Consider the following 23861-nt stretch of genomic DNA (forward strand, 5'->3'; position numbering starts at 1 on the left):
CTTTAAAAAGCCCCAATATAGCGCAGTGCGCCTTAAGCTTATAGATGAGCAAGCACCTCTTGTGCGCTTTTAAAGGGTAGATTGAATGCCTGAGCGATCCCCTCTTGGGTGAGATACCCCTCATACGCGCTAAGTCCCCCTAAAGTGTTGGCCACTAATGGTGTGTTAGCTTGCAAAAACTCTTTAAGCCCATGTTGGAGAAAATAGAGCAAATAAGGAAAACTCGCCTGACTATAGGCGATTGAACTGCTTTTAGCCAAAATACCGGGCATATTGGGCACGCCATAGTGCAAAAGCCCCTCTTGCATATACAGCGGGTTGGAGTGGCTGGTTTGGCGGATTGTTTCCACACACCCACCTAAATCGCAAGCCACATCAATCACCACTGCACCCTTTTGCATGCGGGCTAAATGGCGTCTTAAAATCACTTTAGGCGTGCTGGTGGCTGTGATTAAAACCGCACCCACAAGCCCCACCGCCCCCTCTAGGGCATCATTGATATTTTCCTCACTCACCCCTAAAATTTCTAAATGGTATAAAGAAGTGTAGGGGTGGTTTTGCAATTTGGCATAATCTAGCTCCAACACCACGACCCTAGCCCCGGCTAAACTGAGCATTTTAGCCGCCTCCAACCCTACCACGCCCCCACCCACAACCACCACCTTAGCGCGCGCTTGCCCAGCCAATCCACCCAACATTACACCAAGCCCAAAGACTCCGGGCAAATGTTCCAAGCCTAATAAATAATGTTGTAACAGATGGGCGGCTAGTTTGCCTGCTACTACACTCATAGGGGCTAAAATGGGGTAATTGTGCTTGGGTCCGGCGATGGTTTCTGTGCAGATGGAGAGAATTTTTTTTTCTACCAACATGGAGGCTAGGGGTTTGTTATAGGCTAAATCTAAGTAACTAAATAAGGCCGCACCCTCTTGTAAAAGCGGATATTCCTCCTCTAGGGGTTCTTTGCATTTGACTAACACTGGTTGTGCCCATGCCTTTTTTTGATTCACAACATGCGCCCCGACTTTGGCATAATCTTCATTGCTATAACCACTTTTTAACCCCGCGTCTTCTTCAACAAATACGCTAAAATGCGGGGTCAACTGGGCGACATCTTGGGGCACAAGCCCCACACGCGCTTCTAAATCCATGCTTTCTTTAAGCAAAGCGATCATCTTCTCTCCTTACTAGATTTGAATCTCTATTTAGCGCGTGTTCTACAACACGTGTCAAAAGCCCCCACACAACTTTTTCATCCTCCTCTTCACCATTCCATAACTCCGGATTGTATTCGGTGATTTCTACACACGCCAAACGCTCACCAAACGCCCTTAAGAGACTATCTAACAACGCTTGGAGCTCTTGGGGTTGCAGGCCATTATTTTCGCGCACGCCCGTAGAGCTGAAAATTTTACCATCCAACACATCGACATCTAGGCTCAAATACACCAAATCCACTTCCTCCAAAAGGGCTTGAGTCTGCTGCACCACACCGGGCATATCCGCACGAATCGCCTCTATACTAAAAAGGGGGATATGATACTTTTTGATCATCTCCCTCTCGCTCGCTTCAGTGCTGCGGACACCAAAATAAATTAAGTGTTTGGGATCAAAATCTAGTGCGCCATCCTCCAAGCCCAACGCACAAAGACTTTCCCAGTAGTGTTTTTCTTGATCGTTTAGCACATTTTGACCGCTATGGATTCTATTGAGCACCATTCCTAAAGGCATGCCATGCAGATTCCCCGAATCACTATCATAAGCGGTGTGGATGTCTGCATGCGCGTCCAAATAGAGGATACCTATCTTCTTATCAGGATGCACAGATCGCAGGGCTTGTGCAATCCCAAAGGCTCCAGAGTGTTCTGCGCTTAAAATGAGAGGGAAACTTCCCCTTTTAAAGATGGCGTGCATTGTAGGGATCAAACTATCTTTACAAAAAAAGTAGTAATCCTCGAAATTCTTCGCATATCTAAAAAACCTCTCCAGCACGCACTGCCTCTGACGGATAAGCGCCATGTGTTCTGTGATTTGTGGATAACACTCTATCAAACGGCTTTTGAGTTTCTCCACGCCTACTCTGCTCCCGTGTTTGGCTGCACCTAATTCTGCAACAAGATTGACTAAAACCATGCTTTCCTCCTAAAACCTCTCCAGCACGCACTGCCTCTGACGGATAAGCGCCATGTGTTCTGTGATTTGTGGATAACACTCTATCAAACGGCTTTTGAGTTTCTCCACGCCTACTCTGCTCCCGTGTTTGGCTGCACCTAATTCTGCAACAAGATTGACTAAAACCATGCTTTCCTCCTAATGTGTGTTTGCACTTGAAATTCCAATCCCGCTTTGGGCGCGAAAATCCTGCGCGCCAAAACCCGCTTGATTCACCAGTGCCCTAGGACTTTTGTCCACCTTAGAAATAAGATAAATGAGAATAAAAGTCAAGGGCATATAACACGCATTTGCTATACGAGGTGTCTTGGTTTTTGTAGAACTTTGTAACACGAAAAGTAAACAAAGTGTTACATTTAAGACCTAAAAGTGAATTTATATAACTGCTGACTGCGCGTTAGTCTTATTGTGCCATACTGCCACTACGATGGTAAAAGGAGCGAGATGAAAAAGCATATAGACTTAAATAGCGACATGGGGGAATGTTTTGGTCCATGGATTATTGGAGATGGTGTAGATGATGAGATCATGAAGCTCATTAGCAGTTGCAATATTGCCGCTGGTTTCCATGCTAGTGATCCTAATATCATGCGCCACTCTGTGCAAAACGCCCTAAAGCAGGGCGTAGAGATTGGGGTGCATCCGGGTTTTAGGGATTTGGTGGGTTTTGGGCGTAGGCATATTGTGGCTAACCCGACCGAACTCACGAATGACTGCCTCTATCAACTGGGCGCATTGCGCGAATTTGTGCATTTTTTAGGGGGCAAATTGCACCATTTTAAGCCCCATGGGAGCTTGTATATCCATGCGAGCAAAGATCGGGCTTTCTCTGAAGAGTTGATCAGCACTTTGCATAAAATCGATCCCCACTTGCCCATTTATTGCATGCAGGGGACAATCACGCATGAGGTAGCAAAGGAACTCAAACAACCCTTTGTGCGCGAATTTTATGGCGATCGCGATTATGGCGATGATGGGCAGTTGGTGATGGTGCGCCGTGCGCGCGCCTACACGCCCGAAGAAGTCGCCCAAAAAGTCTTACAAGCCTGCAAAGAGGGCACAGTTAAGACAGTTACAGGTAAAACTATTGAGGTGGGCTTCGATTCGGTGTGTATTCATAGCGATACTGCCGGAGCACTATCTTTGATTAGTGCGACTAAAAAGCTCTTAGAAGAAAATGGCATCGCCATTCAAAAACCCACCATCCACCACTCTTAAGGAGAGATTATGCACGAAGTGATTAGTCCAATTCCGGGAACCTTTTATCGCAAACCCAACCCAGATGCCGCCCCCTTTGTGGAAGTGGGCTCAAAAGTCCAAGCAGACACCACTCTTTGCTTAGTGGAGGTGATGAAAACCTTTAATGAGATCAAGGCGGGCGTAGCGGGCACAATCAAAGAAATTAAGGCGGAGAACGAGCAATTTGTCAATCCGGGCGATGTGCTCTTTGTGGTGGAGTAGAATATGGGATACACTCCTCAAAGAATTAAAAAAGTTTTAGTCGCCAATAGGGGCGAGATTGCGGTTAGGATTATTCAAGCTGCCCATGAGCTCAACATGAAGGCTGTAGCTATCTACACCGATGCCGATGAGGGCAATCTAGCCTCCCAACTGGCTGATGAAACTTATCGCGTAGGGGAAAACTTAGCGCATAAGAGTTATTTGAACATTGATAAGGTCTTAGAGATTGCCAAACAAGCTCAAGTAGATGCCATCCATCCGGGCTATGGATTTTTGAGCGAAAACCCCAAATTTGCCGCGCGGGTGGAGGAAGCGGGGATTATTTTTGTAGGACCTTCTAGCGCGCTCATTGAAACGATGGGAGATAAGGCTAAGGCTTTAGAGCAGGCTAGAAAAAGTCAAGTGCCTATCATGCCAAGTAGTCCTGTGTTAGACAGCGTAGATATGGCTTTAGAGATAGCCTCTAAAATTGGCTACCCCTTGCTCATCAAAGCGGTCGCAGGAGGCGGAGGGAAGGGAATTAGATTTGTCAAAGACGAGGCAGATTTGCGCAGCCAATTTGATATCGCCACTTCTGAGGCGCGTGCGGCTTTTGGCAATGGGGGCGTGTATTTAGAAAAATATTTACAGAATGCTAAACATATTGAAGTGCAAATTCTAGGCGATGGGGAGAGGGTGATCCACCTCTTTGATCGAGAATGCTCCCTGCAAAGGCGCAGACAAAAGGTGCTAGAAGAAGCCCCTAGCCCAAGTTTAGACGCGCAGACACGCCAAGCCCTATGCACGGGTGCGGCACGCATGGCCGCTGATGTGGGCTACAAAGGTGCGGGCACTTTGGAGTTTTTATACGACACCAATAGTAAAGAATTTTACTTTTTAGAAATGAATACGCGCATTCAGGTAGAGCATGCCATTACAGAGATGGTAACTGGCATTGACATTGTGCGCCAAATGTTGCGTATTGCCGATGGCGAACCCTTGCGCTACAAACAAGAGGATATTTCTTTGCGCGGACATTCTATTGAAGTGCGCATCAACGCCGAAGACCCGCATAATAACTTTTTCCCCAGCCCGGGGGAAATTACCAAATTGCAATGCCCTACGGGCTCTGGCGTGCGGCTAGATAGCATGCTCTTTAATGGGCGCATTATTCCGCCCTTTTATGACTCGCTCATCGCTAAACTCATTGTCTATGATCAAGATCGTGAGTTAGCACTCAGCAAACTTAGGCGCGCGTTAAATGAGCTTAAAATTGAAGGTGTGAAAACCACAACCCCACTTTTTAAAGCTCTTGTAGAAAATCCCCATATCCAAAGGGGCGATTACGACATTAACTTTTTAGAGCAATATAAATTAGGAGGCTAGAGATGGCATTTAGATATAGCTTTGGAGGCGATACCTTTTTATATGTAGAGGTGAGCGAAGATGGCATGTCTTTAGAGGCGTTCTTTTTAGCCATGGCAATTTGCAACAAGCTAAGAGTTATGCAGATTGAGGGCATTACTGAGATTTGCCCGGCTAACGCCTCTTATATGATCGCCTTTGATCCGGATGTGTTGCCCTATCAAAAGGCTTTAGAAATCTTAAAATCCTTAGAAAAAGAAGTCGTGGGTGCGCAGACAGAAATCCAAACCCGCCTGATTGAAATGCCCGTTTTGTATAATGATCCTTATACCCACGAATGCCAAATGCGTTTCCGCAATAACCACCAATGCCGCGAACCGGGTTCTACTTTAGACCCAAATATTACCGACATTGAATACGCCCGCCAGATCAATGGCTATGAGAGTGTAGAGGCTTTTATCAAAGCCCATTCAGAGAGCCCTTGGTTTGTGAGCATGATAGGCTTTGTAGCCGGACTGCCGTGGTTGTATCAACTCGTGGAGCGCAAAGCCCAAATCGAAGTGCCCAAATATCCGGTGGCGCGCATTGACACGCCAAAACTTACGATCGGGCATGGGGGGTGCTTTGGGTGCGTCTATGCGGTGCGTGGAGGCGGGGGGTATCAGATGATGGGGATCACGCCCGCGCCCGTGTGGGACCCAGAGCAGAAATTGCCCTATTTTAAGGAGAGTATGGTGTTTTTAAACCCCGGGGATATTATCAAATTCACCCCCTGCACGCAAGCAGAGTATGACACTTATGTTAAAGAGGTGGAGGCAGGCACTTTTGATCTTAAAATCCGCCAAACGCCCTTTTCTTTAAAGGAATGGAAAGCCGATCCTAAAAGCTATAACCAACAAATCTTAAAGGCACTTGCATGAGCTCTGTTAAAGTGATTAAACCGGGTATTGCGACTTATGTAGAAGATTTAGGGCGTTATGGGTATTACCATTTAGGTATCCCTCCCGGGGGCGCGCTCGATCAGGCTTCTTTTATCGCGGCTAATATTTTAGTGGGCAATGATAAAAACGCCGCCGCCCTAGAGGCAGCCTTGATGCCACCCGAACTAGAATTTGAAACAGAAACCTATATCGCCGTTACCGGGGCGCACACCACGCCCTTAATCAATGGGCAGGAAATGCCCAGCAACACCGCCCTAAAAGTCCCTGCTGGGGGCAAGCTGGGCTTTAGTTATTTTAAAAAGGGTGCGCGCGCTTATATTGCCATCGCCGGGGGGATTGATGTGCCCGTAGTGATGGGGTCTAAATCTACCTACCCTTTAGGAGGCATTGGGGGTTTTAAAGGCAGAAAGCTAGAAGAGGGAGATGTCTTGCAAATTGGCAGACCCGCCGGCAAGCCCAGTTCTAAAAGCTTGGCAGAGGAGTTTTTATTACACTTAGAGGAAGTCGAAAACCTGCGTGTAATCTTGGGGTTGCAAGATTATAAACTCACAGAACAGAGTTTAGAAAATCTTTTTAGCGATACCTTTGTGGTTTCCACGCAGGCGGATAGATTGGGTTATCGTTTCAAAAATGGGCAGAAATTCACTTATAAAGATTTACCCCAACCCTTTGGTGCGGGCTCCAACCCTAGCAATATCGCCGATGCGTGCTACCCGGTGGGCTCTATGCAAGCTCCCGGAGGGAATGAACCCATTGTCTTGCAAAGAGACGCGCCTAGTGGAGGTGGGTTTGCGATGTATTGCACGGTGATTAGCTGTGATTTAGATCGCCTAGGGCAGTTTGCGCCCAACCAAAAGGTGCAGTTTAAAAAGGTTGATATGGAGGAGGCTTTGCGCGCCCGTAAGGCGTATCAAGACAAAATCAAAAGGATGATTTCTAGTTTGACTTAGGAGTCGCTTGGTAGCTCCTTGTCTGCAAAAAGGTTTGCCACAATGGGCCAAGCCATATAGCAAAAGCCTAGAACCTAGGCGAACTTTTAAGCTTTAAGTTTTTCTAAATACTCTCCGGTTTGGGTATTAACCTTGATCACCTCGCCTTCGAGCACATGGAAGGGCACTTGCACCACCGCGCCAGTTTCTAAAGTGGCGGGTTTTTTGCTACCACTAGAGGTGTCGCCTTTGAAGTTGGGGGGTGTTTCTGTGATTTTTAGCGCCACAACTTGGGCAACTTCCACAGAAATTGCCTTGTCGTTGTGAAAGAGAACTTGTACCTGTGAGCCCTCTAACATCCATTTGGATGCTTCTCCCACTTGATCCTCATTCAAGGCGACTTGGTCATAATTTTCTACATCCATGAATTGATAAGACGCGCCATCGTGATAGAGAAACTGCATGGGTTTTTGCATTAAATTAGGCTCTTCGCACTTATCCCCTGCATGGAAAGTCTTTTCAATCACTTTACCATCTAGGAAAGATTTAATTTTAGCCCGCACAAAGGCCGCACCCTTGCCCGGCTTAACATGTTGGTATTCGACAATGCGGTAAGGCACGCCCTGAATTTCAATCTTGAGATTCTTTTTAAGTTCACTCATTCCAATAGCCATATGTACCCCTTAAATTTTACCCGCGCTGCCTAAAACCTGCATGCGCTCAATAATCACCGCTTTTACCGCTTCAATGCCCGGATTGAAATACTTGCGCAGGTCAAATTCAGCAGGGTTTTCTTGTGCCATTTTGCGCACTTGTGCGATGAAAGCTAGGCGCAAATCCGTATCGATATTGATTTTGTTGATCCCACCCTTGATGGATTCCTCAATAAAGCTAAAGGGCACGCCCTTGCCCCCTTTTAAATCCCCGCCTGTGGATAAAAAGGCTTCGCGGACATTTTCAGGGATGGAGCTAGCTCCGTGCAAAACTAAGGGGATGTTTGTGCGTTTTTTCACTTCCACTAAACGCTCAAAATCAAGCTTAGGCTCGCCTTTAAATTTAAACGCCCCGTGGCTTGTTCCAATAGCAGGGGCCAAATAATCTACCTTGCTCACTTCGACAAATTCTTCGGCTTCATCAGGGTTGACCAAAACTGCGTCTTTTTCATCTACAGAGATATTATCCTCAATGCCCATCAGACGGCCTAGTTCGGCTTCTACGCTCACATCTTTAGAGTGGGCGTAATCGACTACTTGCTTAGTGAGTTCTAAATTTTCTTTGTAGGGGTGGTGAGAGGCATCAATCATTACAGAGGTAAAGCCCGCATCTACGGCTTTTTTACAGCTCTCAAAAGTCGTTCCGTGATCTAGGTGTAAGGCTACGGGGATGTGAGGGTAACGCTTAGACATGGTGTGCACTAGGCTTAAAACCATGTCAATACCCAAATACTTAATCGCCCCTTCACTAGCTTGCACAATTAAGGGGGATTTTGCGCTATCAGCTGCCTCGAAAATGGCGCGCAACATCTCTACATTCACAAAATTAAACGCGCCCACGCCATAGTTTTCCTTGTGGGCTTTGTTGAGGATTTCACTTCCTTTGACTAACATGACGATCCTTAATGTTTAGATGTGGGGAAAGGCTTGATGTCTACTACAACTTGCTTGCGCAATTTTTCTAGCTCCCCCTTGACATATTCTTGAAATTGCTGTTCTTTAAGAATGCCAATAATGCTTTGCTTGGCCTGTGCAAAGGTAGGAGTAACGGGTTGGCTTTTGTGCATAAGATAAACCACATGGTAACCAAACTCGGTTTTAACAGGGGTCTTTGTATAGGTGCCCGGTCGGAGTTCAAAAACAGCTTTTGAAAACTCAGGAGTCATTTGACTTTTTTGGAATTTGCCCAAATCCCCGCCGTTTTTGGTGTTTTTAGTGTTGGGATCGATAGAGTCGCGATTAGCAATTTTGATAAACTCATGTTCTACCTTAGTTTTAGGCACTTTGTTGAGTTCAGAAATAATTCGGCGCGCATCGGCCTCTGTTTTTACAAGAATATGGCGCGCTTGCGCTTCTTGTTGCACAAACCTATCTTTATTGGTGTCATAGTACTGTTTTAGCTGATCCTCGGGGATTTGTTCTTTACCAATAATCTCAGCGCGATGTTTTACCCAAACCTCGACTAAAAGCTGTTTTTTATAGCTCGCTAAGTTGCTTTTAAACTCTGGGCTATCTTCTAAATTCTCCTTTTTGGCTTCGCGCTCAATCAAAAGATTGCTAATGGCTTGGTCTAAAAGCACCATTTTTTGTTTGTCTTGCAAATTATTAAAATTGAAGTTTGGATTTCTCTGTTTAAGCACATCAAAATCGCTCTCTGTAATATTCACGACTTCTGATTTCCCCCCCTTTTTGCCTGTAAAGGTTACGGTGGCTAAAGTTGTCGCGCCCAACACGCCAAAACCCAACAAACCCGCTAAAATCACGCTTTTTTTAACCATTAATTTCTCCAAAGTATTGTAAAATGAGCATTTTCTAATTCTATCATGCAAAACTTAAAGCAAAGAGGACAGATGAAAGGTTCATGGCGCACCATCCAAGAGAGTTGGAAAGATTTTTTGAGTTGGAAAATGCTACTTGTCAATTTAGGCCCCCTCCTCATTGGATTTGCATTTTGGGGGGTTTTGTTGCTCCATTTTGGAGATAACTTTGTGCGTATCTTAGAGGGCTTCCTGCCTACAAGTTGGTACCGTTACGCCCATAGCGGAGGATTTACACCTACTTTATTTTTACTGGTTTTTAAGTTTTTTGTCTATGCATTGCTGGGCTTGTTTGTATTAATTTTAAGTCTCATTGGCAATGTCTTGATGGCTATTTTCTACACCCCGATTGTGGTCGCATATGTGCGCAAGAAAGATTATCCTAATCTCTCCCTAGAGGGTTTTGGCGATATGGGACTTTGTTTGCAACACTTCCTCAAACAACTGGCTTATTTTTGTATGTTTTTACTGGTGTGTTCGCCGCTTTATTTCATTCCCTTTATCGGGGTTTTTGTTTCCTTGATCCCACATTACTTCTTTTTTAAGAACACACTCTCTTTTGACATTGCCACTTCGATCTTTAATCAAGACCACTACACCCAAGTGCTCAGAACTCATAAGATCAGCCACCATAAAATTTCCATTGCAGCCTATCTTTTTTCCCTAATCCCCGTGTTTAATTTTTTTGCCACTTTATTGCAAACCATTGTGCTTACGCGCTACTTTTTAGAAGTCAAGGCGCAGGAAAAATCAGCCCACTAACTTAGCCAGTCTCCAACCCAACGCTACGCACACGAGTCCTAGAATATTGGTGCCTAGCACATAGGCGATTGCTTCACTAAAAGCCTGCTTTTGCAGGAGTTTTAGAGTATCTAGCCCAAAGGAAGAAAAAGTTGTAAAGCCCCCTAAAACCCCCGTGATAAAAAACACGCTCATTTTATCACTTAGCACGGATTTGAGGGCCAAATGCCCCGCAAAGCCGATTACAAAGCACCCGATCACATTCACACTAAAAGTGCCCACAGGGAAACTTTGCCAAATCCACAACTTGGTAGGCGCAATCTTGCCTACAAAATAACGCAAACTCGCCCCCAACGCTCCGCCCAAAGCAGCCCACAAAAACATAAAGTGCATATGACCCCTTTTTTAGGGTATCTTAGTACAAGATGCGAGGGTTTTGGCTAATGCAATACAAGCTTCTAGGCTAGGTTTAGGGCTTTGATGGGCACAGATAGCAGAATCAAAAGCTTTAAAAGTGCTCGCACCAATGGCGATCGCCTGATAACTCTTCTCCCACGAAAAATTAGCCACAAAGGCATGGTAGGCACTAGGTGCGGTGAAAATAAGAATAGAGTAGGGTTTTGGCTTACACTCTTGAGGCAATACAAGAGGTCGATTCTCATAGACGATCAAAGAGGGCAAATGATCTAGGCTATTTGAGGCAGTGATCTTAGCCCGCACAAAGAGCGCGTTGGAGGGTAAATAGGGCTGGATTTCCTTAGCAAAACTGAAGGCATGAGCACTCTGCCCTGTAAAAATCACATGAAAACCTAAGGATTGCGCCACTTGCGCGCTTTTGATCGCTAATGCAAAGACGGGTAGGGTTTTTAAAAAGGCTAAGGCAGAACTACTGCCTAGAGAATGTTCTAAGGCTAGAGGGGCGTGCTTAGAAGTGAAAACAAGGGCTTGGAGAGTTTTTAGGTCTATGGGCGCGCTCAGAGAGGAACTAAGGGTAAAATCTACACATTGCAAAGGTAAATAGACAATCTCATTGCACACCAAAGAGGTGGCCAAATCCCCCTTATAGGGGGTAGGACTGACCACCACAATGGAAGACACTAATTTTCCACTAACTCTAAGCCTAAATCTTTAAATTCTTCAAAATTACCCTTAAGAAAATAGACATTATCTGCCCCCGCGCTGTGCAATGCGCTAGCATAGTGTGATGCCATATTGCCATGCCGACACTGCAATAAAATTTTTTCTTTTGGGTGGGCTAGGGCGAAATCCTTGATCGCCTCTATGTCTTCCATGTGGCGGGCCTCTTTTAAATGCGATTGCCGATAGGCGTTGGCATCTCTAATGTCGATAATGCAGTAATCTTTGAGGTTAACATCCTTTACATCCACAAGATGATGGGTGTAATCGCTTTTAAACATATTTATCCTTTGATGAAAAGTGCTAAAATATTCCATCCTATCAAAAAGGCTTGTGATGGTGCCCGATTATACCAGTTTTTACCAAGAAGCCCAGCAATTTCTAGGGGATCGGATCTATAAGGACTATTTGCGCCGTGTAGTCTATGGCATCGATGCTTCATGTTATCGTTACATCCCAAAGCTAGTTGTCAAAGTTTGTTGTGAGAGCGAAGTTACGCGCCTTTGCTCTCTGGCCAAAAAGCACAACACCCCCCTAACCTTTAGGGCAGCGGGTAGCTCCTTATCAGGGCAGGCATGCGGGAGCGGGGTGCTTGTGATGGCTAGTTTGGGGTGGCAAGAAATTTGCCCACAAAATGAGGGGCAAAGCGTGCGCTTGGGCTGTGGTGTGATTGGGGTGCAGGCTAACAATGCTTTAAAACCCTACCAACAAAAAATAGGGCCTGATCCGGCAACTATTGCTACAGCGATGGTGGGGGGAATTTTAGCCAATAATGCTAGTGGCATGTGTTGTGGCGTGTCGCAAAATAGCTACAAAACCCTCAAATCTATCCGTGTGATTTTAGTAGATGGTACGCTTTTAGACACTTCAGACTCTCAGAGCGTGCAGGCTTTTAGAGGCAGTCATGCCAGCCTTTTGGAGGAACTTTTAGCTCTGCGCCAAGAAATTTTAGAGGACACAGAGTTACACGCTCTCATTACCAAGAAATATAAAATCAAAAACACCACAGGTTATAGTCTAAACGCTCTCATCGATTTTGACGACCCTGTGGAGATTTTAAGCCATCTTTTCATTGGCTCAGAGGGCACGCTAGGCTTTATCGCCAGCTGTGAGTTAAATTGTGTCCCTGACCTGCCCTTTAAAACTTGCTTTTTGCTCTTTTATGAAACCCTCAGTAACGCTTTAGAGGCGGTGCGGATTTTAGCCCAACATGCCAATAAAATCAGTGCGGCCGAACTCATGGACTATGCATGTTTGGCCAGCGTGCAGGGCGTGGAGGGGATGCCCAGCGTGCTTAATGAGGTGAAGCCCGGGTATGCGTGCATTTTAGTTCAACTAGAGAGCGCGGATTTAACTACCTTAGAGAAAAATAGTGCCTTTGTGCTAGAAAAACTACAGATTGTGTCCACAATCTTACCTCTTGCTCAAAGTTCTAAGCCTCAAGAATACAACACATGGTGGAAAATCCGCAAAGGACTTTTTCCCATTGTAGCGGGGCGCAGGCGTGCGGGGGCGAGCGTGATCACAGAGGATTTATGCTTTGACATGGAACATTTGCAAGAGGGGATCGCCCATTTGCAGGATTTATTAGAAAAACACGGCTTTAAAGAACATAGCGTGATTTTTGGGCATGCCTTGAGTGGGAATTTGCATTTTGTCATCACCCCACTACTAGAGAACCCCAAAGAGAGAGCGCAATTTAGCGCATTGATGGAAGATTTAGCCCACATGGTCGTCTCTTTGCAAGGATCGATCAAGGCTGAACATGGCACAGGGCGTATGGTCGCCCCTTTTGTTGAGTTAGAATGGGGAACTAAGGCGTATAGTATTTGCCAGCGCATCAAGGCTTTATTTGATCCACAGGGGCTTTTAAATCCAGATGTGATTCTTTCAGACGACTCACAAATTCACACTAAGAACTTAAAAGAGAGCGCGCCTATCGCCTCTGAGTTAGAACCTTGCATGGAATGTGGGTTTTGCGAGCGCATTTGTCCGAGTCGCTACCTCTCTTTGACACCACGCCAACGCATTGTCTTGCAAAGAGAAATCGCATATTTAACAAAACGCGTTCAAGAAGGGCATACAGACGATCGGATTTTATTGGAGGAATTGCTAGAAGGTTATGCATATCTGAGCGATGAAACTTGTGCGGCATGCCATATGTGCTCTACTCTCTGTCCACTAGGCATTGATAGTGCGACCATTGCGCTAAAAAGCCGTGCGCAAGAAAAAGCCCCACTGCTTGCTAAAGAGATTTTAAAGCACATGGACACCATGGTTGGGGGGCTTAAGGTGGGTCTTGGGATAGTGCAAGTGGGACAGGTGGCTTTGGGAGCGGATGTTATCCACAAATGTAGCCAAAAACTCCACGCTAAATTAGGCACGCCCACCATCTTAAATTACATGCCCAGAAAAAATAGCTACAAGCTTATGAGTCGACCAAATATTAAAAATGTGCTGTATCTCTCCACTTGCATGAATCGCGCTTTTTCTCCCTCAAAACGCATGCCCGATCCGCGCAGTTTGCAAGAAGTCTTTGAATCTCTGTGTAAAAAGGCGGGTTTTGGGGTGCTCTATCCGCATGAATTACCTAAGTTTTGCTGTGGTAAGGCGTTTATTAATTACAAGGACTTAAGCGAGCAGAATACGCAAAAAAACGCCCAACTCTTAAAAAACTTGTCGCAAAATGGTGCCATTCCCATTGTGCTTGATCACAGCGCGTGCAGCGCGTATTTAATGGAGAAATTAGAAAATGAGGGACTGCAAATCTATGACATGCCTATTTTCATCTATAAAATCCTGCTAGAATATTTGCATCTCAAGCCACTAAAGGAAAATATAGCTTTGTATACGATGTGCGCTTCAAAACGCTTAGGTTATCAGGACAAAATGCTAGCCTTGGCACGGGCATGTGTAGACGCGCAAGTGTTTGAACATGTTGATACGGGTTGTTGTGGCTTTGCAGGCAATAAGGGCTTTTTGACCCCTGAGCTCAACCAACATGCCTTGCTAGATTTCAGCAGATTTTACAAGGATAAGGGGTTAAAGCGGGGATTTTGTAGCTCTAGCACTTGCGAAGTGGGCTTAAGCCAGCATTCTAAAATTCCTTTCCAACACATCGCCTACTTGGTAGATGCCTGCGCGCAATGAATGCTCTAACACACCTAGCAATTATCATGGATGGTAATGGCCGATGGGCCAAGCAACAAGGCAAACCGCGCACGCATGGCCACCAACAAGGTATCAATGCGTTGCGCAAGATCACTATTTGGTGCGCCCAAAACCACATCGCCTATTTGACTCTCTATGCTTTTTCAACGGAAAATTGGAGTCGCCCCAAAACAGAGGTTGACTTTTTGATGCGCATGCTCAAAAAATATCTTCTCCAAGAGAGACCGACTTACTTAGAACATAAAATCCGCTTTAAAGCCATTGGCAATTTAAAAAAATTCAGCTCCGCCTTGCAAAAGACCATATTAAATTTAGAGCAAGAAACTGCTAAACACACCGCCTTAACACAAATCTTAGCTCTCAATTATGGAGGTAGAGATGAGATTGCGCGCGCTTGTGGACGCGTGCTTGAATTAGGACTTAAAGGGGATTTACAAGAGCTCATTGGCAGGCATTTGGACACCGCTGGTTTGCCCGATGTGGATTTATTGGTGCGCACGGGTGGAGAAATGCGCCTGTCTAACTTTTTGTTATGGCAGTCTAATTATGCGGAGTTGTTTTTTAGCCCCGTGCTTTGGCCAGATTTTACACCTCAACATTTACAAGAGATCATTAAAATTTTCAAACAGCGGCAACGCAAATTTGGGAAGATTTGAGGAGAGCGCATGTTAAAAGTAGTGGTTTGGGATTTTGATGGGGTGATCTTTGATAGCATGCATTTGAAAGCAGAGGGGTTTAAAACCCTCTTTAGACGGCACACAAGCGCAGATGACAACGCCCTCAAGACTTTTGATACCTACCACGCCTTAAATGGTGGAGTCAGTCGGTTTGAAAAGATTGCTTATTTTTATGCAGAGATCTTAAAACAACCCATAGAGGAAGCTAAAGTTGAGGCTTTAGTTGCTGAATTTGGACAAATCATTGCCAAAGATCTCTTTTCTAGAAGTCATTTAAACTCTGAAGTCCTTGATTTTATCAAGGCGCACCACACGAAATATATTTTTCATATCGCTTCAGCAGCCCTACACCATGAATTGCAGATTTTATGCGAGTTTTTGGGTTTGTTGCCCTATTTTAAGAGCATTGAAGGTAGCCCCCCCGCTAAGGCAAAAATTTTAGCCAACCTCAAAGCAAATTATGGCTACGCTAGCACAGAAATGGTTTTAATCGGGGATAGCAAAAATGACTACCAGAGCGCTAGGGCCAATCAAATTCCCTTTTTGGGCTATAATAACCTAGATTTACAAAAACTACTCCCTAAAGCCTACATTACAGATTTTAAGAAGCTGGATTTGCAGGCTTTTGTGCAAGAAGCTCGCCTAAGTCAACTCTGACATCACATCTCTCGATTGTGCTCAAGCGGTGTGCGATCACAAGCAAAGTTTTATCTTTTGCGATCGCATAGATTTCATCCATAATCTTGCTTTCTGTAGGGGTGTCTAAAGCTGAGGTGGCTTCATCCAGAACCAAGATTTCAGGATTATCGTAAAGCGCGCGCGCGATCCCTAGGCGTTGCTTTTGCCCCCCACTTAGATTGATCCCTCCCTCGCCTATGATGGTCTCAATCCCTCTGTGCTGGGATAAAAAGTCATAAATATGCGCCATTTTACAAACTTCTATCACTCTTTCCTCATTTAAGGGACTTCCACAGGCAATATTTTCAGCGACATTCCCATCAAATAAATAGATATTTTGGGGAATATAACCAATTTTTTGCCGCCAACTGCGGATATTTTGAGGGTTGAGGGGTTGATTATCAATCCAAATTTCACCTTTGTTAGGATAGAGAACGCCCATAATGATGTCCACTAAAGTAGATTTACCACACCCGCTAGGGCCGATAAAAGCCACACTTTGCCCTTTTTGGATTGTAAGATTAAAGTCTTCAAAAACGGGATGAGACATTTTGTAAAAAAAGTTGATATTTTTAAGAGTGATGGAGTGTTCAAATTTGAGAGGGAGGTTGCCTTCTTCTAGGATGGGCTTATGAAGGTCTTTAAACACGCTATTCACCGCATATTGGTTATAAAAAATAATGTTGTATTGATCTAAAATTTTATTGACTGAGGGGAGCATGCGATAGAGAGAGAGCGCGTACATAGAGACGATAGGCAATACCATTTTAGCTTCGCCATATTTGTAGAGCACATAGGCTACTGCCAAAATAAGCAAACTAAAACCTGTGGTTTCTAAAAGTTTATTGGGGATAACTTGTATTGTCTGGTAGGCAATATTGGCATGGGCAGCTTTGAGACTGTTCTCTGCAAAGAGAGTGTGCGCTTCAACATAATTATCTTTGAGTTTAGTGATTTTAAAATTACCAAAGAATTTGGAAAACACTTTAAAAGATTTAGCAGCCGAATTGCTAGAAACCTTCCCCCTATTCCGAATGAATTTGGACATATATTTGGTAACAAAGAAAATTTGTAAGCCCAAAATAGCGGTCAGAACTAGAGTCATTTTCCAATTAGTGATCAAAAGTAAAGAATACAAAAAAAGTATTATGCTCAATTCTGCTAACATGTTCAAGAGGGCGTTGAAACTATTCATCACACTCCCGCTCTTGGACATAACAATGTCGCGGATTTTATCTACACTCACTTTAATATGTTCCAAATAAGAAATTCTAAGATGGCGCATAAAAAGTCTTTGGGCTAAAGTGTGGGCTTTCTTGCAGGCAAAACGGCTATTAACATAGGCAAAGAGCACGCTATAACCCATCCTCAACAGATACATTCCTACCAAAAAAAAACTGAAAAAGAAGGCAAAGTTTAGAGGTGTAGAGAAATGCAGGAATTCATAAACCATGCGCGCGTATCGGTGTGATAAGATGAGATCGGGTGAGCTTGCTAGAGTGATAAAGGGCATGATCATGCTAATGGAAAAAACTTCAATAAAAGACATCAAAATAGACATAAAAGTGAGCACAACTAAAATTTTTTTATCCCTCTTAGTGATTAAGAAAAACATTTGAGAGAGAGAGCGCAAAAAGATTTTAAGAGGAGTGACGCGTCTTTTTTTTCTAGGGCGCATGGGGGCTTTAATCCTTGAAGTGATTTGCGTGGATTATATCCAAAAACACCCCTTGATTATTCAGGCTGTTTTGACTATATTTGCGTGTCTTTGGACACAGAATCAATTTTTAAGGAGTTTTTATGCTGGTAACTAAGTTGGCCCCTAATTTTAAAGCAACCGCTGTTTTAGGTAATAACCAAGTGGTTGAGGATTTTGAACTTTCTAAAAATTTGGGCAAAAACGGTGCGGTGCTGTTTTTTTGGCCTAAAGATTTTACTTTTGTTTGCCCTTCTGAAATTATCGCTTTCGATCACCGCGTGAAAGATTTTGAAGAAAAAGGCTTTAGCGTGATTGGGGTGTCTATTGATACTGAGGTTGTGCACTATGCATGGAAAAACACTCCGGTGGATAAAGGCGGGATTGGCCAAGTGAGCTTCCCTATGGTGGCAGATGTCAAAAAAGAAATTTCTAGGGCCTACGATGTGCTCTTTGACGATGCGATCGCTTTGCGTGGGTCTTTTTTGATTGATAAACACCAAAAAGTCCGCCATGCCGTGATTAATGATTTCCCTTTAGGGCGCAATGTGGATGAAATGTTGCGCATGGTAGACGCGCTTATTTTCTTTGAAGAACATGGGGAAGTTTGTCCTGCTGGTTGGAGAAAGGGCGATGCGGGCATGAAACCCACTCATGAGGGTGTCAAAGAATATCTTAGAGATCACGCTAGCCGTCTCTAGTTTTTCTGTCTGCAGAAGAGTTGGAAAATCCAACTCTAAAAATGCCAAGCGTGGGAGATAAAGAATACAAAGTTGCGTTCAGCCACGCTGTTAGACTCAGGAGGATTTAAAAATACTTTTATCCCCGCTTCTACATCTACAATGTGCCATGTAACAATGGTACGGAACTGAACCCCCGCCCTGATGGCAACTCTGAAATAAGCCCTTTGGGGCTTGAACACCAAATCACTAAAAGCATTCCAAGTATTGATAACAATGTCTTTAACTTTATGGTTATAAAACCAAGTGCTAGCCCCCATTTGCAATCCCATAAATAATGCCCATGAATTGATGGGGTTTTTATTGTAGGCGAGCAATAAGTCTCCCCCCACACCATAGGTAAAAAAATTAATTTGGGCTGTGTTGTGCGGTTTTAGGAGAATATTGCCATAGTCGATGAAAATATAATAGCGCGCATAAGCCTTTGTATGGTTTGGATTGATTTCATATCCCCAAGCGAGCGCAGCTCCTTGCATAAAACCATAGGTGTTTTTTGTATTAAGAAAGACATGATTTATCTGATAAGATGAGGACATATAGCTTAGATTTTTTGCTTGCAAACCCCCACCCAATAAAACCCACACCAAACACCGCCACACCGCTACCATGTTAAAAGGGTAGCACAACTCAAACTTAAGCTAGAGTTTGCTAGAATCCTCGCTTATTTTTTGTACAAGGAAATCCATGTTAGAGGGTCAAGTCAGAGCCAAATTATCCAAATCTGAGAGAAAAACTTTGCGCAAAGAGGGGTATTTGCTCGCCAATCTTTATGGCCACAATGTGCCTAATGTGTATGCGACTTTTCACACCAATGATTTTATTCGCTTTCTCAAACACAAACCCACTTTAGATTTTCAGGTGAAAGTGGGCGAAAAAGCTTACCAAGTCGTGGTGCAAAACTACCAAAAAGATCCCGTAAGCAACGCATTGATGCATGTAGATTTGCTTGTGTTGAATACAGGGGCTGTTTCTAAGTTTCATGTGCCTGTGAAAGTGCATGGCACACCCGTAGGGCTTAAAAATAAAGGGATTTTAATGATCTCTAAAAGCCGTGTACAAGTGGCTTGCAAACCTGAAGATTTAATTTCTAGTTTTGAATTAGATGTGTCTTCCTTAGATGTGGGCGATGTGATTTTGGTGCGTGATCTCAAAGTGCCCGCTTCTGTCAAAATTTTAGAAAATCCTAACAATGCGGTTGTAGGAGTGATTAAGGCAAAGTAGCCTTGAGGCTGGTCGTAGGTTTAGGCAATCCAACGCCCACATACGCCCACACTCGCCACAATGTGGGTTTTGATGTGCTAGACTTGTTGGCGCATCGCTTCGGGGTGGCGTTCAAGGGCAATGCTCACTATCTTTATGCTACTCTCCCCCAACATGCTTGTTATTTGCTCAAGCCAATGACTTATATGAACCTTAGCGGGCAGGCCTTGAGCATGTTTTTACGCCACCATGAAAACATAGATACCTTATTGGTAGTGCATGATGACCTTGATCTGCCCTTAGGGGCCTTGCGCTTTAAGCAAGGAGGGGGTAATGGAGGGCATAATGGATTGAAGTCCATTGAAGAGCACTACCAAAAAACATTTTTTAAACTCAAAATTGGTATCGGGCGGGGTGCAGACGCGCGCAGTCATGTTTTACAATGCTTTGAGGCTACAGAAGAGACGCATAAAAACGAAGTGTTTAAGCAAGCCCTAGAAGCCTTGAGTTTTTATCTTGAGCATGATGACTTTGCGCGCATGCAATCTCGCTTTACTCTCAATCCTCATAAAAACGCATGCGTCTCTGGTTCTTTGTAGGTTCTTATTACCTCAAATACTGCTTTGTCATTTTGATGGCTTTAGAGCTGTTTTTTATCGGCATAGACAGCTTGCAATATGCCGATAAATTTCCCGATGCGGCGAATTTATTACTTCTTTTCTTTGTCTATGATGGTTTGTATGCCCTCAATTACACTTTGCCCATCTCCTTACTGCTAGGTCTTGTCCTCTTTTACATCACCTTTATCCGTTCCAACCAATACAGCGCCTTACTTGCTATTGGTTACTCTATACGGCAAATTTTAAATCCCATGCTCACCATCAATCTCTTTTTTATTATCATCTTTGTGGGTCTGAACGCTACCCCTTTTGTCTACATGCAAGATAAGGCGATGGCTATTATTTACAAGGACAATGCGGGCAATGTTTCTGAGAATCTGCTCGTCAAATACAATAATGACTATGTGTATTTTGGCAAAATCAATCCTCTTTTGCAGAATGCGCAAAATATCAAAATCTTCACGCTCAAAAATGACGAATTGAGCGCTGTTGCTCAAGCAGATCATGCCGCATTTAAAGATAAGTATTGGACGCTCCATCAAGCCACTATCGCGACTTTGCCCACACCGCTAGGCTTAGGAGATCAAGGTTTGCTTGTAGAAAATGCGCCCTTACTCAAGACTCTTAAAGGGTTTCACCCCAAAGTGCTAGACACCATCTATCAAAACAAGCCGGCGGTTTCTATCACGGACGCTTTTCGATCCTTGCATGTGCTTTATCGCCAACATGGAGACACCAAGAAAATACGAGGGTTTCTCTATGTGGCTATCTTGACTCCTTTCTTTGTGCCCCTCACGGCGATTCTAATTGCCCGTTACACCCCCAATTTAGCCCGCTATGAAAATCTTGCCCTCTTAAGTTTAAAATTCATCATTCTTGCCTTGATCTTATGGGGTCTTTTCTTTGCTTTGGGCAAATTCAGCATTGCCGGGCTTTTTTACCCTGAATTTGGGATTGTGATTCCTTTTGCCATTTTATGCGGGATCACTTTGCACCATTACCGCAAACTAGATACTCGACTTTAAGACTTTAATCCAAGGATTTTTTACAGCGCATGCCAAATATTGTTGATTTCACCACCTTTTTAGCCACTTTGCAAAAAACCAACCGCTCCTTAGATTTTTTTGTGGATTGGAAAAAGTGCCTTAAAAACCAAGAAGAGACCCGCATTTACGCCAATTACTTAAACACTTTGCTAGGCGTGAGCGCGCTAGATTTGCCCGTTAAAATAGAGCAACTTTTTAAAACCTGCCCTCAAGCCTTTAGCATCTTGCCCTTATTACTGGCTATTAGAAACCCTAAAGAACTTGTCAAAAACGGGGCGTTACAAGATTATTTGCAAAGTCCTAAGGGCATTTACACACTTTTGCAAGAGAGCGGATTAAGAGAACTCTTTAGCGCGTATAAAATCAAAGATGTGAACGATTTGATCTTGGGGATTGAAGTGGGGTTAGATAGCAATGCGCGTAAAAACCGCAGTGGGGCATTAATGGAAAAGCACTTAGAAGAGGCCTTCAAACAAGCGCATCTAAAGTTTAGGGTGCAGGTGAGCGTTACAGAGTTTGCTAACTTGCATGCTAGTTTTGGCAATGACATTAAAAAATTCGACTTTGTGGTCTTTGGAGAGCAAACCACTTACTTTATGGAGTGTAATTTTTACAGCAGTGGGGGGAGTAAACTCAACGAAGTCGCGCGGGCTTATCAAGAACTCGCCCCTCGTTTTAAAGCGCACCCGCACAAAGAATTTATCTGGATCACAGATGGGCAAGGGTGGTTAGAAGCTAAAAATAAACTACAGGAAGCCTATAAAAGCGTGCGCATTTATAACCTAAGCCAACTAGACAGCCTTTTAAACGAGTTGCGCCATGCTTGAACCCGTTTTTGTGAGTTTGGATCAAAAATTTAAACTCTACCATGCAGATTGCAAAGAGGTGTTGCCCCATTTGCAAGGACAAGTTGATCTCATCTTTGCCGATCCACCCTATTTTCTCTCCAACGGAGGCTTAAGCATTCAAAGCGGGCAGATTGTGAGTGTGGATAAAGGCGCGTGGGATAAATCACAAGGGTTAGAGCACATGCACGCCTTTAATATGGAGTGGTTGGGTTTAGCCAAAGATGCCCTAAAGCCTACAGGCTCTCTATTTATTAGCGCGACTTATCATAATCTCTTTTCTTTGGGGTTGGCCTTGCAATCGTTGGGTTTTAAGCTAATCAACCTCATCACTTGGCACAAAAGCAACCCTCCGCCTAATTTCTCATGCCGCACTTTGGTGCATGCTAGCGAACAAATTCTATGGGCGCGTAAAAGTCCCAAACACGCCCATATTTTTAATTACGAACATATGAAAGCATTAAATGAGAATAAACAAATGCGCGATGTGTGGACCTTACCTGCCATCGCCCCTTGGGAGAAAAAACTAGGCAAACACCCTACACAAAAGCCCTTGAGCTTGCTGACTCGTTTAATTGTTATGGCAAGCCAGCAAGAGAGCTTGATTTGCGATCCCTTTAGTGGGTCGGGTTCTACGGGCATTGCAGCGAATTTATTAGGGCGTAGCTTTGTAGGGATAGAAAGAGAACAAGAGTTTATAGAGCTTGCCACAAAGCGCAAATTAGATTTAGATGAGAGCTTTGAAGAGTATTACAAAAAACTTAAATTGTGCTAGAGTGAGCATAAATTTATCTAAAGGTTTTTAATGTTCCAACCCCTTTTAGATGTGTTTGTAGATTCGGCGCGCTTGCCCCATCCTCAAGAAAAGAAGCCTCTAAGATTGGGGATTTCTTGGTGGCATGGGGATAGCATTAAGAATTTTAAAAGCTGGTGTTTTCACCATATTTTAAGTTCCCAATATGAGATCACCTATTCAACCCACCCCAAAGAGCCTTGCGATATTGTGATAGGCGCATCCTTCATGCTAGAGGGCTTGGACAAGCCTATTTTAAGTTTTCTACAAAAGCGTATTGGTTACACCGGCGAAAACGAACGAATCAATTTTGATATTTACGATTTTGGGATGGGTTTTGATCTCTTGAGTTTTCATGAACGCTATTTGCGCGTGCCTCTTTATTATTTGAGCTTGTGGGATCGTTTTTATGAAAGTTGCGCTCACCTTGATAGCCCTTTCCAAATCGACCCTCAAATCGTCCAAACTCTTAAAGCCACCCCTACAACCCTCTTTAAAGACAAGCACCCCCATATAGACGCGTTGGCTAGAGAGCAGAGCGATCCATGCAAGAGAGGGTTTGCTAGTTTTGTCGCCTCCAATCTTAACGCGCCCATGCGCAATGCCTGCTATCAAGAGCTTTGTGCGTACCGCCCGGTTGCGGGGGGGGGGGGGTGTTTAACACGATTGGGCAACGCGTTGCAAACAAGTATGAATTTTTAAGCCAATATAAATTCAATCTTTGTTTTGAAAATTCCAAAGCGCATGGCTACACCACAGAGAAGATTATAGACGCGTATTTTGCCCACACTATCCCTATTTATTGGGGCAATCCAGCCGTAGCTTTAGATTTTAACCCTAAGAGTTTTATCAATGTGCACGATTTTAAGGATTTCAAAGAAGCCCTAGATTATATCCGTTACCTAGACACCCACGACAACGCCTATTTAGAAATGTTGCACGCCCACCCGCTCAACACCATAGAGGAGAAACCCAGTTTATATCAGAACCTCAGTTTTGCTAAAATTTTAGAATTTTTACAGAACGCGATCCATTCCCATGAGATTTATCATAACGATGACGCGCATTCCATCACGAGCCTACTTGGATTGCTAGGCAGAAAGCTAGCTAGAAAAATACGCAAAAAGTTAATTCCCTAAT

At 44.0% G+C, this 23861-nt stretch carries 28 protein-coding genes and 1 pseudogene; 17 read left to right on the forward strand and 12 right to left on the reverse strand.

The features are described from left to right. Positions 1-38: 38 nt before the first annotated feature. The 4 genes and pseudogenes from HFELIS_RS05740 to HFELIS_RS08770 form a co-directional block, all read right to left on the reverse strand. Positions 39-1175, reverse strand: a complete 1137-nt coding sequence (locus tag HFELIS_RS05740; protein ID WP_013469597.1) for an NAD(P)-dependent oxidoreductase — start codon at positions 1173-1175, stop codon at positions 39-41. Next, the gene (gene rocF, locus HFELIS_RS05745; protein ID WP_013469598.1) at positions 1159-2133 is read right to left on the reverse strand and encodes an arginase; all 975 of its coding nucleotides are present in this window, start codon (positions 2131-2133) and stop codon (positions 1159-1161) included. Before rocF ends, HFELIS_RS05740 begins: the two co-directional genes overlap by 17 nt. A gap of 9 nt (positions 2134-2142) precedes the next feature. Then, entirely contained in the window at positions 2143-2301 is a 159-nt protein-coding gene (locus tag HFELIS_RS08935) for a hypothetical protein (protein WP_013469599.1), read from the reverse strand. Between the two features lie 9 nt (positions 2302-2310). Beyond that, positions 2311-2451: pseudogene (locus HFELIS_RS08770) on the reverse strand (sodium:solute symporter family transporter); the annotation flags it as partial. A gap of 165 nt (positions 2452-2616) precedes the next feature. Here HFELIS_RS08770 and pxpA point away from each other — a divergent pair. Genes pxpA through HFELIS_RS05770 form a run of 5 tightly spaced genes read left to right on the forward strand, consistent with a single transcriptional unit; the run spans position 2617 to position 6868 of the window. Further along, on the forward strand, positions 2617-3390 hold the full coding sequence (gene pxpA / locus HFELIS_RS05750) for a 5-oxoprolinase subunit PxpA (RefSeq protein WP_013469601.1): 774 nt from the start codon (positions 2617-2619) through the stop codon (positions 3388-3390). A gap of 9 nt (positions 3391-3399) precedes the next feature. Then, on the forward strand, positions 3400-3633 hold the full coding sequence (locus HFELIS_RS05755; RefSeq protein ID WP_013469602.1) for an acetyl-CoA carboxylase: 234 nt from the start codon (positions 3400-3402) through the stop codon (positions 3631-3633). 3 nt (positions 3634-3636) lie between these two features. After that, complete coding sequence (locus HFELIS_RS05760) at positions 3637-4998, forward strand: acetyl-CoA carboxylase biotin carboxylase subunit (protein WP_013469603.1); 1362 nt, start codon at positions 3637-3639, stop codon at positions 4996-4998. 2 nt (positions 4999-5000) lie between these two features. After that, positions 5001-5897 (forward strand): 5-oxoprolinase subunit B family protein, encoded by an 897-nt coding sequence (locus tag HFELIS_RS05765; RefSeq protein ID WP_013469604.1) that lies wholly within the window; start codon positions 5001-5003, stop codon positions 5895-5897. Then, positions 5894-6868: a 5-oxoprolinase subunit C family protein gene (locus HFELIS_RS05770; protein ID WP_013469605.1), complete on the forward strand. Its 975-nt coding sequence runs from the start codon at positions 5894-5896 to the stop codon at positions 6866-6868. Before HFELIS_RS05765 ends, HFELIS_RS05770 begins: the two co-directional genes overlap by 4 nt. Before the next feature lie 86 nt (positions 6869-6954). Here HFELIS_RS05770 and efp read toward each other — a convergent pair whose 3' ends face one another. The 3 genes from efp to HFELIS_RS05785 are packed head-to-tail and all read right to left on the reverse strand — an operon-like array spanning position 6955 to position 9338. Next, the gene (efp, locus tag HFELIS_RS05775; protein ID WP_013469606.1) at positions 6955-7521 is read right to left on the reverse strand and encodes an elongation factor P; all 567 of its coding nucleotides are present in this window, start codon (positions 7519-7521) and stop codon (positions 6955-6957) included. A 9-nt stretch (positions 7522-7530) separates the two neighbouring features. Further along, the gene (locus HFELIS_RS05780) at positions 7531-8454 is read right to left on the reverse strand and encodes a class II fructose-bisphosphate aldolase (protein WP_013469607.1); all 924 of its coding nucleotides are present in this window, start codon (positions 8452-8454) and stop codon (positions 7531-7533) included. An 8-nt stretch (positions 8455-8462) separates the two neighbouring features. After that, positions 8463-9338 (reverse strand): peptidylprolyl isomerase, encoded by an 876-nt coding sequence (locus HFELIS_RS05785; RefSeq protein ID WP_013469608.1) that lies wholly within the window; start codon positions 9336-9338, stop codon positions 8463-8465. Between the two features lie 72 nt (positions 9339-9410). Here HFELIS_RS05785 and HFELIS_RS05790 point away from each other — a divergent pair, with 72 nt between their 5' ends. Beyond that, positions 9411-10139 carry an EI24 domain-containing protein gene (locus HFELIS_RS05790; protein ID WP_013469609.1) on the forward strand — a complete coding sequence of 243 codons (729 nt, stop codon included), beginning with the start codon at positions 9411-9413 and terminating at the stop codon, positions 10137-10139. On the opposite strand, the gene crcB is transcribed toward HFELIS_RS05790, so the two are convergent. Genes crcB through HFELIS_RS05805 form a run of 3 tightly spaced genes read right to left on the reverse strand, consistent with a single transcriptional unit; the run spans position 10128 to position 11536 of the window. Next, positions 10128-10511, reverse strand: a complete 384-nt coding sequence (gene crcB, locus HFELIS_RS05795; protein WP_013469610.1) for a fluoride efflux transporter CrcB — start codon at positions 10509-10511, stop codon at positions 10128-10130. The two genes, HFELIS_RS05790 and crcB, sit on opposite strands and share 12 nt — an antisense overlap. 12 nt (positions 10512-10523) lie before the next feature. Further along, entirely contained in the window at positions 10524-11216 is a 693-nt protein-coding gene (locus tag HFELIS_RS05800; RefSeq protein ID WP_013469611.1) for a uroporphyrinogen-III synthase, read from the reverse strand. Further along, entirely contained in the window at positions 11216-11536 is a 321-nt protein-coding gene (locus tag HFELIS_RS05805) for a rhodanese-like domain-containing protein (RefSeq protein WP_013469612.1), read from the reverse strand. The genes HFELIS_RS05800 and HFELIS_RS05805 overlap by 1 nt, the downstream gene beginning before the upstream one ends. A 55-nt stretch (positions 11537-11591) precedes the next feature. Here HFELIS_RS05805 and HFELIS_RS05810 point away from each other — a divergent pair, with 55 nt between their 5' ends. The 3 genes from HFELIS_RS05810 to HFELIS_RS05820 are packed head-to-tail and all read left to right on the forward strand — an operon-like array spanning position 11592 to position 15760. Next, positions 11592-14405 carry an FAD-binding and (Fe-S)-binding domain-containing protein gene (locus HFELIS_RS05810; RefSeq protein ID WP_013469613.1) on the forward strand — a complete coding sequence of 938 codons (2814 nt, stop codon included), beginning with the start codon at positions 11592-11594 and terminating at the stop codon, positions 14403-14405. Next, on the forward strand, positions 14402-15082 hold the full coding sequence (locus HFELIS_RS05815) for a di-trans,poly-cis-decaprenylcistransferase (protein ID WP_013469614.1): 681 nt from the start codon (positions 14402-14404) through the stop codon (positions 15080-15082). Before HFELIS_RS05810 ends, HFELIS_RS05815 begins: the two co-directional genes overlap by 4 nt. 9 nt (positions 15083-15091) lie before the next feature. Beyond that, a complete protein-coding gene (locus HFELIS_RS05820) occupies positions 15092-15760 on the forward strand; it encodes an HAD family hydrolase (protein WP_013469615.1) in 669 nt (222 codons plus the stop codon). On the opposite strand, the gene HFELIS_RS05825 is transcribed toward HFELIS_RS05820, so the two are convergent. Continuing rightward, positions 15705-17459: an ABC transporter ATP-binding protein/permease gene (locus HFELIS_RS05825; RefSeq protein WP_013469616.1), complete on the reverse strand. Its 1755-nt coding sequence runs from the start codon at positions 17457-17459 to the stop codon at positions 15705-15707. The two genes, HFELIS_RS05820 and HFELIS_RS05825, sit on opposite strands and share 56 nt — an antisense overlap. 122 nt (positions 17460-17581) lie before the next feature. Here HFELIS_RS05825 and HFELIS_RS05830 point away from each other — a divergent pair, with 122 nt between their 5' ends. Then, the gene (locus tag HFELIS_RS05830) at positions 17582-18178 is read left to right on the forward strand and encodes a peroxiredoxin (RefSeq protein WP_013469617.1); all 597 of its coding nucleotides are present in this window, start codon (positions 17582-17584) and stop codon (positions 18176-18178) included. Positions 18179-18213: 35 nt separating this feature from the next. Here the strand turns inward: HFELIS_RS05830 and HFELIS_RS05835 are convergent, their stop codons facing one another. Next, positions 18214-18843: an outer membrane beta-barrel protein gene (locus tag HFELIS_RS05835; protein WP_231844158.1), complete on the reverse strand. Its 630-nt coding sequence runs from the start codon at positions 18841-18843 to the stop codon at positions 18214-18216. A gap of 58 nt (positions 18844-18901) precedes the next feature. Here HFELIS_RS05835 and HFELIS_RS05840 point away from each other — a divergent pair, with 58 nt between their 5' ends. From HFELIS_RS05840 to HFELIS_RS05870, 7 genes are read left to right on the forward strand one after another with little or no spacing between them, the layout of a single operon-like run. After that, positions 18902-19438, forward strand: coding sequence for a 50S ribosomal protein L25/general stress protein Ctc (locus HFELIS_RS05840; protein WP_013469619.1), 537 nt, complete (start codon positions 18902-18904; stop codon positions 19436-19438). Positions 19439-19440: 2 nt separating this feature from the next. Continuing rightward, positions 19441-20016, forward strand: coding sequence for an aminoacyl-tRNA hydrolase (gene pth / locus HFELIS_RS05845; protein WP_013469620.1), 576 nt, complete (start codon positions 19441-19443; stop codon positions 20014-20016). Further along, positions 19995-21062 carry an LptF/LptG family permease gene (locus HFELIS_RS05850; protein ID WP_013469621.1) on the forward strand — a complete coding sequence of 356 codons (1068 nt, stop codon included), beginning with the start codon at positions 19995-19997 and terminating at the stop codon, positions 21060-21062. Before pth ends, HFELIS_RS05850 begins: the two co-directional genes overlap by 22 nt. A gap of 29 nt (positions 21063-21091) precedes the next feature. Then, complete coding sequence (locus tag HFELIS_RS05855) at positions 21092-21910, forward strand: type II restriction endonuclease (protein ID WP_013469622.1); 819 nt, start codon at positions 21092-21094, stop codon at positions 21908-21910. Next, positions 21903-22703 carry a DNA-methyltransferase gene (locus tag HFELIS_RS05860; RefSeq protein WP_013469623.1) on the forward strand — a complete coding sequence of 267 codons (801 nt, stop codon included), beginning with the start codon at positions 21903-21905 and terminating at the stop codon, positions 22701-22703. The genes HFELIS_RS05855 and HFELIS_RS05860 overlap by 8 nt, the downstream gene beginning before the upstream one ends. A 30-nt stretch (positions 22704-22733) precedes the next feature. Next, positions 22734-23423, forward strand: a complete 690-nt coding sequence (locus HFELIS_RS09055) for a hypothetical protein (protein WP_013469624.1) — start codon at positions 22734-22736, stop codon at positions 23421-23423. Beyond that, complete coding sequence (locus HFELIS_RS05870) at positions 23375-23860, forward strand: glycosyltransferase family 10 domain-containing protein (RefSeq protein ID WP_013469625.1); 486 nt, start codon at positions 23375-23377, stop codon at positions 23858-23860. The genes HFELIS_RS09055 and HFELIS_RS05870 overlap by 49 nt, the downstream gene beginning before the upstream one ends. Position 23861 lies beyond the last annotated feature (1 nt).

This window comes from Helicobacter felis ATCC 49179, from assembly GCF_000200595.1.
Classification (GTDB): Bacteria; Campylobacterota; Campylobacteria; order Campylobacterales; family Helicobacteraceae; genus Helicobacter; species Helicobacter felis.